Origin of the sequence: Lacihabitans sp. CS3-21, from assembly GCF_024343675.1 — a bacterium.
In the GTDB taxonomy this organism is placed as follows: domain Bacteria; phylum Bacteroidota; class Bacteroidia; order Cytophagales; family Spirosomataceae; genus Leadbetterella.
In genome coordinates this window covers 1-14,499 of record NZ_RJUD01000004.1, presented here as the reverse complement: position 1 = coordinate 14,499, position 14,499 = coordinate 1, and the positions used below count along the sequence as shown (strand labels likewise).

Below are 14,499 nucleotides of genomic sequence, written 5' to 3'. Positions count from 1 at the left end.
AAGTAAATCTTATTTAGTGTATGCTTAAATATCTCACTTTAGGTGTCATTTTATTATTTTCTCAAGAAACATTCGGCCAATCGCAATATTTTGGGCAAAACAAGCCTCGAAATAAAAGTAATAATTTTAAAGTTTTACAAAGCACGCACTTTCAGCTCTATAATTATTTGGATGATACCCAAAAAGCCAAAGACTTTGTTAAAAACAGTGAATATTGGTATAAACTTCACCAAGAAGTATTTAAGCTCGCTTTTATAAAACCAAATCCAATAATTCTTTATAACACCCATCCCGATTTTCAGGAAACAACCACCATTGGAGGAGACATTGGAGAAGGAACTGGGGGAGTCACAGAAGGCTTAAGAACTCGGGTAGTTATGCCACTGATGTTTACAAAACGCCAAACAGACCATGTTTTAGGCCATGAATTGGTTCATGCCTTTCAATACCAAACCATGACCTATGGTAGCGATTCAACTACATTGTCCAATATTCAAAATCTTCCTTTGTTTATGGTGGAAGGGCTCGCTGAATATATGTCTATCGGCAGAAAAGACGCTCATACGAGTATGTGGATGCGAGATGCTGTTTTGAATGATGACATACCAAGCATTAAGGATTTGGTTAGTAAGCAGTATAAGTATTTTCCTTATCGGTGGGGGCAAGTTTTCTGGGCTTATGTTACCGCAAATTATGGTGATGACATCATTCGTCCGTTATTTAAGGAAACAGCTATTTATGGCCTAGAAAAAGCATTTATAAAGTCATTTAAAATGGACTCAGAGAGTTTCTCCACAAAATTCAAGAATGACCTTATACTTTATTATAATCGCCAAAAACAAGGCAAAGAAACTGAAGTAAGGGGAAAAGTATTGGGTGCTTCCAAAAAGGGAGAAGACATGAATATTTCGCCTGCTATCAGTCCTGATGGGAAATACTTGGCTTATATTTCATCAAAAAATGTAATATCTCTTGATATATTTATTGCAGATGCCTCAAATGGAAAAACAATTAGAAAGATTGAAAGTACATCTTTTGGGGCTCATGTGGACGCTTATAGTTTTATCGAAACATCCGGAACTTGGTCGCCCGATAGTCGAAAATTTGCGATTGTAATTCAATCCAAAGGAAAGAATAAACTTTTGGTAATTGACATCATAAATGGTGAAAAAAGAGAATATCAACCTTCTTCGGTTGATTCATTTTCAAATCCAGCTTGGTCTCCAGATGGCACACAAGTCCTGTTTTCGGGTTTAAAAGAAGGGATTTCTGATATTTATAGTTTTAATTTCCGAACAAAAGAAACTATCAATCTTACTCAGGATGATTATTCTGACATTCAACCTATATGGTCAACAGATGGCTCAAAGGTCTATTTTGTTAGCGATAGAGGTGGGAATAGTCAAAAATTGGAGAAAGAAAACTTTAGAATATCTAGTTTAGATCTTAATTCAAAGAAAACAAGTACTTTAGCACTATTTGATGATACAGACAATATGAATCCTCAGATTTCACCAGATGGTAATAGTTTATATTTCATTAGCTCACCAGACGGTTTTAAGGACCTATACAAAATTAATCTATCCAATAATTCACTGATTAAATTAACCAATTATTATACGGGAATCAGCGGAATTACGATGTATTCTCCTGCCATTTCCGTTGCATCTAGAACAGGAGAAATTGCTTATAATTATTTTAATAAAGGAGATTACAACATAATAATTGCCAACGAAACTCACTTTCTCAATCAAACGGTTGATTCAAAAAATAATATAGATGTTAGTTATTTGGTTCCGGGTAAAATACTGATTGGGGCAGATATTGTCAATAACAACTTAAATAAAACAACTTTCGCAAAAAACCTTGAAAATTTGAATTTTGAGGAACAAAAATATAAACCCAATTTCAAATTAGATTATTTGGCAAATTCTGGCTTGGGAGTGAGCACCTCAAGATTTGGAACTGGCATGGGAGGGGGAATAACTGCACTATTTGGCGATATACTCAATAATAATCAATTAATGGGAACAGTAGCTCTTAATGGACAGATTCAGGACTTCGGTGGACAAGTTTTCTATCTTAATCAAAAAAATCCTATTCAATTTGGTTTTTCGGCTTCTCATATTCCTTACAGATTTTTCGGAAATGATAGTATACCCTATCAAATTATAAATTCGGTGGGTCGCTCAAACGGATTAGATTACTATGAAGCTGATGTGCAAATAAGAAATTACAGACTTTTAGTTGACCAAATTTCAGGTTTTGTAATTAAGCCATTCAGTAAAAGTTCCAGATTAGAATTCGGTGTTTCCAGAAATTGGTTTACTTATAATATTACTGAAACGAATCAGCGTGGCCAAATTGGGTTGGGTACAGACGGAAATATTTATGATTTTACCTCTTTTTCAAGGGAACGCGACAAAAAACTAAATGCAAAAGAGTTGGGATTTAACAACTTTAATTTGGCTCAGTTTTACACGGCTTTTGTGGGTGATAATACCACATTTGGCACTGTGGCTCCTTTGAATGGTTATCGATTTAGAGTTGAATTGGCCAAATATTTAGGTACAGCGAGCTACAACTCAGTATTAATGGATTTTAGAAAATATAAGTATTTCAAGCCCCTTACATTAGCGGGAAGATTTATGTACGAAGGCCGACTAAATCCTAAAAATATTGAGTTGTTAAACCAAATTAATCCACTGTATATTGGCTTTCCATGGTATATGCATGGTTTCTGGGGCAACGCTCTCTCCAAACAGCAAGGCTACATTACGCAACAAAATCTCCAAGGTGAACAAATGGCGGTAGCCAACTTTGAGCTTAGAATCCCCTTTACAGGGCCTAAAAAACTTGCCTTAATACCTTTTGACTATATTCCGTCAGACCTAAACTTATTTTTTGATGGTGGTCTTGTTTGGTCAAAACAAAAAAAAATAGGTCAATCTTATCACTTTGAATCTTTTGGAAACAATACCATTACATTTAAGACTTCACCTATATTTACTACGGGTTTAAGTCTAAGGGTCAATGTATTAGGCTACTTGGTTGTAGAGCCATACTTGGCGGTCCCGATATATAACGGACAAAAGCAGCCGGTTATAACAGGATTTAATTTTATGGTTCCTGGATGGTAAAAGTTTTGTAGTATGAATACTGACATATATATTTGTGACCGAAACGGGGATGTAGCTCAGTTGGCTAGAGTGCTTGACTGGCAGTCAAGAGGTCGTGGGTTCGAGCCCCATCTTCTCCACTAAAAAAACCTTGAAGGAAAATCCTCCAAGGTTTTATTTTTTTATACTGTTTGGAGATTCTAAACAAAACTTTTAATAGCCTTTATTAATATTTCGTTTTCAGCTTCAGTTCCAATAGACAATCGCAAGCAATCTTCACATAAAACCACATTGGATCTATCTCTTACTATCACTTTTTGATCTAATAGATAATTAAAAAGTTTTTTTGCTTCCTTAAACTTCACCAAAAGCATATTAGAATCTGAAGGATATATCTTAACTAAAGAAGGAATTTGCATTAAATCATCTGCTAATTTCTTTTTTAATTCATTAATTTCTTTAACGAAAACATTCTTTTCTTTCACTTTATCCAATGCCTCTGAAAGTTTTTGCTGGCTAAGAATATTTAAATTATATGGATATTTTATTTTATTCAATATTTTGATAATGAATGGATTACAGTATGCTACACCTAATCTTAAGCCCGCCATTCCCCAGGCTTTTGAAAAGGTTTGTAAAACTACAAGATTTTCGAAATTTCCAAGTTCTGAGATGAACGAAACACTATCCGAAAAATCGATATATGCCTCATCTACCACGACCAATTTTTCTGGAAATGCCTTTAAAATCTGATAAATAGAATCTCTATTGAGCAAATTACCACTTGGATTGTTTGGAGAACATACCCAAATCATTTTAGTAGCGGCATTTACCGCATCAAAAACATTGTCTAAATCGATGTCAAAATCCTCAGAAAGCGGAGCCTGCTGAACTTGCACTTGTTGAATATCTGCACAAACCTTGTACATTCCATAAGTTGGAGGCATGATCACAATGTTATTTTGCAAAGGTTCGCAAACCGCCTTTATCAATAAATCAATGGGTTCATCAGAGCCATTTCCAAGAAAAATAGACTCAGGAGAAATCTCTTTCAAAACTGACAATTTATGCTTCAATTCCCATTGATAAGGATCTGGGTAACGGTTGAAATTTTCACCAGTTACTGAAGAAAATGGATTTTCGTTTGCATCCAAAAAAGTACCCTCTTTTCCTGAATATTCGTCTCTGGCTGAGGCGTAAGGTTGAAGTTTTAAAATATGTGGTCGAATTAACTGTTTGAAATCCATATAAATATAAAAAATGAGATACAAATTTAATGAAAACCTATAGGAATATAGACGGAATAATATATTTTTACTTCCCCAACAATAAATTTATGCGAGAGGAAATAACTGAATACCTTAAAAATCTACAAGACAATATTTGTAAAAGTATTGAAATTACCGATGATAAAGGCCGCTTTAAAGAAGACAATTGGCAACATCAAACAGGTGGTGGTGGCAGAACTCGCGTGCTAAGTAAGGGAAGAATTATTGAAAAAGGCGGTGTTAACTTTTCTGCCGTTCAGGGAGAGCTTTCTACTTCCTTAAAAACCATGTTGAAAGTAAAAGAAAATCTTAATTTCTTTGCTACTGGGGTTTCCATTGTGATGCATCCAGAAAACCCTTTTGTTCCTATCATACATATGAATGTAAGGTATTTCGAGCTTTCTGATGGCCAATCTTGGTTTGGAGGAGGAATAGACCTTACCCCTCACTATGTGGACTTAAAACAGGCCAAAGGTTTTCACGAAAAATTAAAGGCTTCTTGTGACAAACATGATGAAAAATTTTATCCAAATTTCAAGAATTGGGCGGATGACTATTTTTTCATTCAACACCGAAAAGAAACTAGAGGTATTGGAGGGATTTTTTATGATTACCTAAAACCTGACCTTGTAATTCCTCAAACAAATACTATTCACAGTAAAAGCGAACTTTTTTCATTTACTAAATCAATAGCAGAATCTTTTGCTCCGATTTATACAGACTTGATGCACGCCAATTATTCCAAAGCATATACCTCTGAAGAAAAAAAATGGCAACTTATAAGGAGAGGTCGGTATGCAGAGTTTAACTTAGTTTGGGACAGAGGAACCAAATTTGGACTAGAAACCAATGGTCGTACAGAGTCCATACTCATGAGTCTACCACCACACGCAGACTGGGATTATAATTTTGACGTAAAAGCAGGCTCAAAAGAGGCTGAAACACAAAATTTGCTTGTAAAAGGGACTAATTGGATCTAAAAATTTTAAGATCCCATTCTTGGTCCTTTTTGTAATATATTTTGCCAGACTCTATAGTAAGTGGTGATTCGAAATTATTATCATACAACTTTCCGGGTCCCAAACCTTGGGGCATAGGGTTTTCAAATTCTCTAGCAAACTGGCAAATTGCATTAAGACCAATGTTTGATTCTAATGCAGAAGTAATCCACCATTTAATTCCCAGACTTTCAGCTTTACTTATCCAGTCCCTAGAACCTGCCAAACCACCCATCAAACTAGGTTTTAGAATGATAAATTGTGGCTGAATATGTTTCAATAATTCTTCCTTATTTTCGGAATTTATAATTAATTCTTCATCCAAAGCAATTGGAACGGGCGTTTTTTGGCATAAAACTGCCATTTCGTCCCATTGGTTTACATTGATGGGTTGTTCGATGCTGTGAATTTCAAATTCCGATAGAATATTCAATTTCTCTAAGGCATTTTGAGATGAGAAAGCCCCGTTTGCATCTACTCTCAAGCAAATTTCAGCAGAAGAGAATTGTTTTCTTATGAATCTCAAAAGTTCAATTTCTTCCTGAAAATCAATAGCACCAATTTTTAGTTTTATGGTATCATAGCCAGATTCCAGTTTTTCAATAATCTGAGATTTCATAAAATCTTTATTGCCCATCCAAACAAGGCCATTGATATTTATTTTATCAGAATCATTAAAAAATGAATTATTATAAATCTGACGCTTTCCTCCATTTTCTAGGTCAAATAAGGCTGTCTCTATAGCAAACAATACACTCGGATAGTTATTTAGGGTAGTTTTTAAACCTTCTTTTGAATGATAATTACCTATATTTATGGAACTTACGATATCCTTTAGTTTATTTTCAGCTAATATTCCAAAATCTAAACTTAAACCTTCCAAAGGCCCAGCTTCTCCCAATCCGAAAATTTCTGGTTGTGTTTCATCAAAAAGTTTCAAAAAATACGAATCTTTTTTTTTCAAAACTCCACGAGAAGTACCCGCTTCAAATCTAAAATTTAATGTATGTTTGTAATATTGAGCCTTCAAAGCCATTTATGATACAGTTTTTAAAGTATTTATTGTTTCCTTTTTCGCTTATCTACAAAGGTATTACAAGTTTAAGGAATCTTTTGTTTGAACTTAAGGTTTTGAGGACTTTTGAGCCAAATATTGCGACCATTGGAGTTGGAAATCTTACGGTAGGTGGAACGGGAAAAACTCCGATAATTGATTATTTAATTTCAATATTTCCAAAAAATAAAATAGGAATTATTAGCAGGGGATATGGTAGAAAAACACAAGGTTTTCTACAAATAAACTCAAAATCCACATCAAAAGACGTTGGAGATGAGCCATTTATGTTATATTCTAAAAACATAGACACAAGTTTTTTTGTTTCCGAAGATAGGGTAGAAGGTTTTAAAAAAGCTTTGTTGATCCAACCAAATTTGGATATTATTTTATTTGATGATGTTTTTCAGCATAGGTACTTAAAGCCCAAAATAAATATTCTTTTATCTGATTATTCTAGGCCATTTTTCGAGGATTTTCTTTTGCCCACAGGTTTGTTAAGAGAATCTAAAAGTGGTGCCAAAAGGGCGGATATTATTATCGTAACCAAATGTCCCAGTCACATTTCAGAAATTGAAAGACGCTTATTGACCGATAAAATTAAGAAATTTACTAAAAAAGACACGCCAATATATTTTGCAGTTTTTCAATCTTTACCACCCTCAAACATAGAAAATGCAATTTTGACAAAAAATTCAAAAATTGTATTAATATCTGGACTTGCGAATAATTTAGGGTTTAAAGCCGGTATTGAGCAGAATTTTGAAATAGACAAGCATTTTAAATACAAAGACCATCATGAATTTACAAAAGAAGAAATTACAGAAATTTTGAGCCTTTTTCCCAAATCAAATTTTGTTTGTACTGCAAAAGATTTTGTTAAAATTAAACCTTTGCTATATCCTGAATTCTTGCCTAGTTTCTATATTTCTGAGCAAAAAATAAGCATTATTAACGAAATAGAGCTTAAAAAAGAGATTTTTGAGCAACTAGGTTTTATCAATTAAACAGAAAATGACGTTATTTGTATTTTGAATCTGTTTCCAATACAATATGCGGTTTTTCACATTAGCGGTCTTCTTTTCTTTATTCGTTCATCTAACCTATGCCCAAATCCTCGACGATTCTACGAAACAGGTTTATGGCCCAAAAAGCGTGAAATTCAGACTGGAAAAGGATATTTTAAGAAACTTCAATACTGAATACAACCCTGATACAACACTTGAAAGGTTCTACAAATCTGACATTTTAGTTGAAAAAAATTGGCTGTATCAGGATTTAGGAAATATCGGAACGGCATCCAAATCAATACTTTTTGAAGAATTTTCTGACGCATCCACCAAACTTGGTCTGAATACTTTTAGTTTGTACGCTCCTAATGTGGCTAATTTCAGATACTATAACACACGTTCTCCTTATACAAATTTGTCTTACATGCAAGGCTCTAATGGGCACATAAGGCTGGATTTCACACACAGCCAAAACATAAACCCAAGGCTAAACTTTACATTAAATGTTTCTAAGTATAATTCTTCAAAACAAATAGACGCAACCAATGCGGAAGAAAAATTAATCGATCACTGGAGTTATGATATTTCGACAAACTACAGTTCGAAAAACAAGAAATACACTTTTTTGGGCACGTTTTATCATTTTAATCATAACCAGAAAGAGCAAGGAGGGATTCTTATAAAAGAGAATCTATCGATTGATATCAAGGATTTGAAAAGTAATTACAGAAGATTTTATGATTCGCAATTTACAGACGGAGTCTACAACACCGAAAGATGGAATAACCTACATACCTATCAACAATTTGTATTGAAAAACGGTTTTCAGGTTTTTCATGTATTAGATTACGAGCATCAAAAACACATCTTTGTCGATCCACAATTTGCGACCAATTCTACGCAATTTAGTTATAACATTGAACCCATTGTTTTAGATAATGATTCGCTAATTCAAAACTTTTCCTTCAGTGTTTTGTCAAATAAAGTAGGATTTAAAGGTCGCTTTAAAGGATTCAATTATTTACTCCATGCCAGGCAACGATTTTATAGATTAGATAATAAATTTTCTGAAAAGTTTAAAACCAACCTAAAAAGCGAAACATTCTTGGGTGGTTCATTGGGATATTATTTCAAAGACTCCTCAAATTTTCTTAATGCTGATGCTGAATTTTCAGCAAGCTTAAAAAACTTTTTACTGAATTCGAAATTGTCATTTAAAGGTTTAGAAGGCACATTTTATCAATCTGTAATTCCAGTTGGTTTATTTTTTGATAACTATGACAACGGTATAATAAGCTGGAATAATTCATTTAAGGGTTTATCTACAACACACCTAAAAGCTGGATATGGTTTGAAATACAAATCCTTGAGCTTTAAACCAGAGGTGGGCAATACCTTATTAGGTAACTATGTTTATTTAAATCAAAAACTCAAACCTATACAGACTGATTCTATTATAAATATTACGAATCTCATCTTGAATGTGGGTATCAACAAGCCAAAATTTAGAGCGAGTAATCAGTTTATTGTAAATATTCACAATGCAAAAGACATTTATAAGTTGCCCACATTGATAAATTTTACAAATATTGAGTTCAATTTCACTTATGCTAAAGTATTGAAGATTTTTGTGGGATCTGATGTCTTTTTTAAGTCAAGGTATACTGCAGATGCTTATTCTCCGCTCTTAAATCAGTTTTACCTGCAAGACGATTTTCAGGTTTGGGGTGTGGCTACTGTAGATCCCTACATGTCTTTTCAGGTAAACAAAGTTCGGTTGGCTTTCAAACTTGGCCACGCCAACCAGGGACTTCGGTTCCAGGGATTTTATACATCCCCATACTATTTGGCCACTCCTAGGGCTTTCATGTTTAAAGTAGATTGGCCAATTTTTGATTAAAACCTTTGGAGCAGTGTATTGAAATACAACACTTCCCCCTCAAAATTAATCTGTGTCTTTGCCAGTAAAGTATCGAAATGCAATTGTTTAAAAATCTCATGTTGCTCTTTTGAGACAAAAGAAAACTGAATGGAGTAGTTACAACTTTGAGGGTCTATTTCAGTCAAAAGTTTATAGGTATGAATGGTTTCTACCCAAATTTCAATATCCTGCAATTCAGGCTTTATCCATCTTTCGAAGTCCTGGCTTCTGTTTTTTGAGATAGAGAAGGTAATATTTTCTAAGAACATAGTATCTCGGAAATAAAAAAGGGTATTTATCTGAATAAACACCCTTTTAGTAAAATTATTTTAAAAATCAGTTATTGATAGTTTTAAGACCAAAGTTTCTGATTAGATAATAACTTCCAAAAACGATAGTAGTAAAAGTCAAATCTCCAACAAGCATATTTCTAAAAAATGGCAAACCAGCTTGATACGAGCCAATAACCCCTGAAAAATTATGCGGATAAGCACCAATTGCTGGATTTGAAACTTCACTTTCAGGATAGAAAAATGCAAAATTGGTCAATAAATAAAACACTGTTGATGATAAAAAAACCGCAGTGATGGTTCGACCTACATTAACTTTTTGGAGTAACAAATAGCCTATTCCAAAAATGAGTGCATATCCCAAATAAACCAAAGATGATCCAGAATGAAAGCCGAAGCCCGTTACAGCCTCTAAAACCATGTCAGTGAACAATATGGTCGCAAAAGGAAAAATCAACTTCAACCATTTGTTAGTAATGTATGCAGTACTGAACAACAAAATAGCTGTCATGGGCGTAAAATTCATAGGATGATCCACCAACCTAGAAAGAGCCGCTAAAATTATCAATGAACCTATTATAAGACCGGTTTTTATCTCTGATTTCGACATTTCAATTATTTTTTGACAAAATTACAAAAAAAGCCTATCAATAAAAATGTTTTCTATTCCTTCAACACCCAAGTGTCTTTACTTCCACCACCTTGTGATGAATTCACTACCAGTGAGCCTTTTTTCAATGCTACACGAGTTAAACCACCAGGAGTTACATAAATTTCTTCTCCAAATAGAATATAAGGACGAAGATCCACATGACGGCCTTCGATGGTTTCATCTACTAAACAAGGGGCAGTAGATAAGGATATTGTTGGCTGAGCAATATAGTTTCTTGGATTTGATTTTATTCTTTCTCTAAACATATCTTGTTCTTCTCTTGTAGATTTTGGTCCAATTAGCATGCCATAACCTCCCGCTTCGTTGGCTTCTTTTACTACCAACTGGTCAATATTTTCCAGTACATACTTCATGCTTTTGGGATCCTCGCATAGAAAAGTTTCCACATTAGACAATATTGGCTCTTCGTTCAGATAATATTTAATTATTTTTGGCACGTAGGCATAGACCACTTTATCGTCTGCCACTCCTGTACCTAGTGCATTAGCCAAGCCCAAATTTCCTTTTTTATATGCCTTAAATAAATTAGGAATCCCAATTAAAGAATTTGGATTAAACGCTTTCGGGTCTATGAAAACGTCATCAAGTCTGCGGTAGAGCATATCCACCGTCTTCAAGCCTTTTGTAGTTCTCATTTTTAGGACATCATTCTCCACCACTAAATCTCTGTAATCCACCAATTCTACACCCATTTGCTGTGCCAAATACGAATGTTCATAATAAGCCGAATTGTAAATCCCAGGCGTAAGAACAGCAATAGTTGGATCAGATTTGCCAGAAACATATTTCATCACCTCAAAAAGTTTCTCTGTGTATTCGCTGATAGATCTTACTTTGGCCTTTGAAATAAGCTTTGAAAGTCCTTGTTTAGACAATTCACGACCTTGCAGCATATAAGACACGCCTGAAGGGCACCTTAAATTATCCTCTAATATCACAAATTCACCCTTGTGATTTCTAATCAAATCAGTACCTGTGATGTGAATAAAGATATCTTTCAAGGGCTTAATATCCATGCATTCCTTAATAAAACCTTTGCTACTGAAAATTACATCTGAAGGGATTACTTTATCTTTTAGTATTTTTTGATCCGAATAAATATCTTTCAAGAATTCATTGAGAGCAAAAATTCTTTGCTTTAGTCCTTTTTCAAGCCTACTCCATTCTTTGGCTTTTATTATTCTCGGTATAATGTCTATGGGAATAATCCTCTCAGTTCCGCCTTCTTCTGAGTACACATTAAAAGTTATACCCATGTTTATCATGGCGGTCTCAAGATTTCTTTGCCTTGATTTCAGTTCATCAATACTCAGGTCATTAAAATAGTCATAAACCATTTCAATTCCTTTATGTGGAAGGTTTGAAGTGCCAATCAACTCATCATAAAATTGGTTGGTTTGATAGTTACTAAAATTACTGTTCATTTTTTCTTTGGTATAATATGGTTATAAACTATACAAATAGTGATATTTTTGTAAAAAAAATTGTCATATAAGCATTGATGCCCTTAAAGTACAAAATTTACTTTTTCGTTTTGTTAAGCCACAACGTTTTTTCTCAAAATTTTTTGGGAATAGCTGGTAGTAACTATTCAGGAACCAATAGCCTTGCAACAAACCCTGCAAACGTGGTAGATACTCGTCAGCGTATTTTTATAAACTTGGCAGGAGCTGGTATCGATTTTCAAAATAATTATGTAAGGTGGAATGCTCCGTTTTCATTGTTAAGTTTTGTTACACAAACTACGCCTAACAAATTCCGAAATGCCGATGGTTCAAAAGTTATATGGAAGCCCAGTTATTTAAAAGTCTCAGAGTCTGGTAGAGATTTGTCATTATATGCCAACGGTGAAGCCAAAGGGCCTGCCCTTGGGGTAGATATAAAGAAATGGGGGTTGGGAGTAGCCGTTGGCGTGCGATATCGATTCATGAATTCGCTCACCCAAGCGTCTGATGAAATAGGTAAAACCATTATCAAAGGCACAAAATCAACCGAATTGATAGGAAATACTTATGTGAACGAACATGGCTATTTGAATTCCAGCTTTTTAAATGAGTTTTACGGGTCTATTGGAAAAGTAATTGTAGAAGAAGAATCAAAATTCATTAAAATAGGAGCAACGGGTAAATATTACGTATCTAGTATGTACAATCACATAGGATCAAAAAACTTTGATTTTACGATAGTACCGAACCTAAACGACAATTTAAGGCAAGATATAGATATTAAAAATGCCCAAGCTACGCTTACTGATGCCTCGGGTTTTAATTCTCTGCAAACTTCAAATTTCACTGGTCAAATGATCGAATTGACAGGTATTGGTAAGGGATTTGGAGGTGATTTGGGAATAATTTATGAATATCGTCCTGATTTTCAAACCTATACTAGAAACAACAATAGAAAGCAATTTACCAATCCTACTCAAAACAAATATCTTTACAAAATTGGTTTTTCACTTATAGATGTAGGGTTTATCAAATTCAGTAATGGCGTTGAAACCAATGCATTATTCAGCTCTAATGATGTAATTCTTCCTCAGACTTATCAAAAATTTGGTGGATTTGAGCCTGTTATTGCCACTACAAATTCAATATTTGGAACAGCCAGTGCCAACAGCAATTCTTTCATAATTTTAATGCCTGCTACGAGTGTATTCACCTTTGATTATAATCTGAAAGAAAATATCTACATCAACTTAAACTGGAGGCAATCCTTGTTGAATTCTAATAGGCGAGGGGTTATCAATTATTCCGGAGTATCCATAACACCACGATACGAGAAAAAAAGCTTAGAAATAGCAGTTCCTATTGGTATTGAAAACAATTATAAGAACTTGAATATTGGAGCCGCTTTCCGGTATTATGGATTTTATTTTGGCTCAGATAATATTACGGGTTGGTTGAATACCTTCAATCCTCGCGGTGTTTCGGTTTACGCAGGGGCTTTTATTCCTATTTATCACAGTCTTCCCGGTAGTCCATTAAAGTGTTTTGTGGTGGCAAACCCGCAATCCTATCGGAAGAAGAAATTCAGAAGACGATAAAAAAATAGCAGACAATTTCTCAATTATCTGCCTATCAATATGTTAAAGTGACGAAGAAGAGATTCGAACTCTCACAAGCTTTCGCTCACTACCACCTCAAAGTAGCGTGTCTACCAATTCCACCACCTCGCCAATACAGCCGCAAAAATATGTATTAATGCTTAATTAAAAAACTACAAACATAAAAAAAATAAACTTTTTAATGAGCCTATCCATTCAAAATCCACGTATCATTTTTATGGATATACACTATCTTTCTATTCCACAAGACTTTAAGCCATATATCTTCTTGTCCAAAAATATTGATTTTGTTTCCTTTTTCTATGGAACCTATTATCGGTGATCCAGAAGATGGATATTCTCTAAAATAGGTACTCTTATTTATAATGGCCGATTGGTAAGTATTTGGTACATTAATAAAGACCAACAGAAACACGATAAACAAACCCACCAAAATAAGATGTCTCCGTAGAATTTTTTTATTGTATATTTTTTTTCGGAATAGGATAATAAGAATAAATATTCCAATCAGAATAACTGAATAAAGAATAAAAATGTAAAACTGCTGGTATAAAACCAAAATAAAATTCAAGTCACTTCTTTCAAAACCGGTAAACTTGTTCTCCAAAGCCATTTTATTCATTTTTTCAAACACCTCATCGTCCGGATTTAGATTATAATAGTTGTTCAAATAGTAGATAGCTTTCGGAAAATCTCCCAAACTTTCGTAAATATATGCCAGCTTAAGAGAAATATTTGGCTTGTTTACTTGATTATCTTTAAAAATGAGTTCATAAATATTTGCAGCTTCCGAATATTTTTTTGCACTAAATAAAGAATCTGCTTTTTTAGCAACATCATTTTGTGCCTTAGAATCAGCGATTTGAAAGAAAAATAGCAAAAAGAATAATAATAATTTTAAAAAGAGTCTTGGCATTGTTGGGTTAATTTCATAATTTTGCATCCTCATTTGAGACAAGGTCTTGATTCCGTAGCTCAGCTGGTAGAGCAATACACTTTTAATGTATGGGTCCTGGGTTCGAATCCCAGCGGGATCACAAAGCGATGAAAAATTCATCGCTTTTTTTATTTCTCCAAAACTCAATTTGTTATTCATCCGATT

General features: G+C 34.0%; 11 protein-coding genes and 3 tRNA genes. 7 read left to right on the top strand and 7 right to left on the bottom strand.

The features are described from left to right. Nucleotides 1-20 precede the first annotated feature (20 nt). Together EGI24_RS03680 and EGI24_RS03675 are read left to right on the top strand one after the other, a co-directional pair. Nucleotides 21-3,140 (top strand): tolB protein precursor, encoded by a 3,120-nt coding sequence (locus EGI24_RS03680; protein ID WP_255046965.1) that lies wholly within the window; start codon nucleotides 21-23, stop codon nucleotides 3,138-3,140. 45 nt (nucleotides 3,141-3,185) lie between these two features. Then, nucleotides 3,186-3,259, top strand: a tRNA-Ala gene (locus EGI24_RS03675). A 60-nt stretch (nucleotides 3,260-3,319) separates the two neighbouring features. On the opposite strand, the gene hisC is transcribed toward EGI24_RS03675, so the two are convergent. Further along, nucleotides 3,320-4,366 (bottom strand): histidinol-phosphate transaminase, encoded by a 1,047-nt coding sequence (gene hisC / locus EGI24_RS03670; protein ID WP_255046964.1) that lies wholly within the window; start codon nucleotides 4,364-4,366, stop codon nucleotides 3,320-3,322. An 89-nt stretch (nucleotides 4,367-4,455) separates the two neighbouring features. Here hisC and hemF point away from each other — a divergent pair, with 89 nt between their 5' ends. Beyond that, on the top strand, nucleotides 4,456-5,367 hold the full coding sequence (gene hemF, locus EGI24_RS03665; protein WP_255047184.1) for an oxygen-dependent coproporphyrinogen oxidase: 912 nt from the start codon (nucleotides 4,456-4,458) through the stop codon (nucleotides 5,365-5,367). On the opposite strand, the gene EGI24_RS03660 is transcribed toward hemF, so the two are convergent. After that, nucleotides 5,354-6,421 (bottom strand): o-succinylbenzoate synthase, encoded by a 1,068-nt coding sequence (locus EGI24_RS03660; RefSeq protein ID WP_255046963.1) that lies wholly within the window; start codon nucleotides 6,419-6,421, stop codon nucleotides 5,354-5,356. The genes hemF and EGI24_RS03660 overlap by 14 nt on opposite strands. Nucleotides 6,422-6,423: 2 nt before the next feature. Here EGI24_RS03660 and lpxK point away from each other — a divergent pair, with 2 nt between their 5' ends. Beyond that, the gene (lpxK, locus tag EGI24_RS03655) at nucleotides 6,424-7,446 is read left to right on the top strand and encodes a tetraacyldisaccharide 4'-kinase (protein ID WP_255046962.1); all 1,023 of its coding nucleotides are present in this window, start codon (nucleotides 6,424-6,426) and stop codon (nucleotides 7,444-7,446) included. A 148-nt stretch (nucleotides 7,447-7,594) separates the two neighbouring features. Beyond that, nucleotides 7,595-9,349 (top strand): putative porin, encoded by a 1,755-nt coding sequence (locus EGI24_RS03650; protein ID WP_255046961.1) that lies wholly within the window; start codon nucleotides 7,595-7,597, stop codon nucleotides 9,347-9,349. Here the strand turns inward: EGI24_RS03650 and EGI24_RS03645 are convergent. From EGI24_RS03645 to EGI24_RS03635, 3 genes are all read right to left on the bottom strand, one after another. Next, nucleotides 9,346-9,639, bottom strand: a complete 294-nt coding sequence (locus tag EGI24_RS03645) for a DUF4286 family protein (RefSeq protein WP_255046960.1) — start codon at nucleotides 9,637-9,639, stop codon at nucleotides 9,346-9,348. The genes EGI24_RS03650 and EGI24_RS03645 overlap by 4 nt on opposite strands. Before the next feature lie 67 nt (nucleotides 9,640-9,706). Continuing rightward, a complete protein-coding gene (locus EGI24_RS03640; RefSeq protein WP_255046959.1) occupies nucleotides 9,707-10,270 on the bottom strand; it encodes a DUF6580 family putative transport protein in 564 nt (187 codons plus the stop codon). A gap of 53 nt (nucleotides 10,271-10,323) precedes the next feature. Continuing rightward, nucleotides 10,324-11,757: a circularly permuted type 2 ATP-grasp protein gene (locus tag EGI24_RS03635; protein WP_255046958.1), complete on the bottom strand. Its 1,434-nt coding sequence runs from the start codon at nucleotides 11,755-11,757 to the stop codon at nucleotides 10,324-10,326. A gap of 110 nt (nucleotides 11,758-11,867) precedes the next feature. Here EGI24_RS03635 and EGI24_RS03630 point away from each other — a divergent pair, with 110 nt between their 5' ends. Beyond that, the gene (locus EGI24_RS03630) at nucleotides 11,868-13,376 is read left to right on the top strand and encodes a DUF5723 family protein (protein WP_255046957.1); all 1,509 of its coding nucleotides are present in this window, start codon (nucleotides 11,868-11,870) and stop codon (nucleotides 13,374-13,376) included. A gap of 48 nt (nucleotides 13,377-13,424) precedes the next feature. On the opposite strand, the gene EGI24_RS03625 is transcribed toward EGI24_RS03630, so the two are convergent. Together EGI24_RS03625 and EGI24_RS21945 are read right to left on the bottom strand one after the other, a co-directional pair. After that, nucleotides 13,425-13,508: transfer RNA gene (locus EGI24_RS03625), tRNA-Leu, on the bottom strand. A 76-nt stretch (nucleotides 13,509-13,584) separates the two neighbouring features. Further along, nucleotides 13,585-14,010, bottom strand: coding sequence for an SH3 domain-containing protein (locus tag EGI24_RS21945; protein WP_409035468.1), 426 nt, complete (start codon nucleotides 14,008-14,010; stop codon nucleotides 13,585-13,587). Between the two features lie 351 nt (nucleotides 14,011-14,361). On the opposite strand from EGI24_RS21945, the gene EGI24_RS03620 reads away from it, so the two are divergent. Further along, a tRNA-Lys gene (locus EGI24_RS03620) sits at nucleotides 14,362-14,434 on the top strand. The last annotated feature ends 65 nt before the right edge of the window (nucleotides 14,435-14,499 follow it).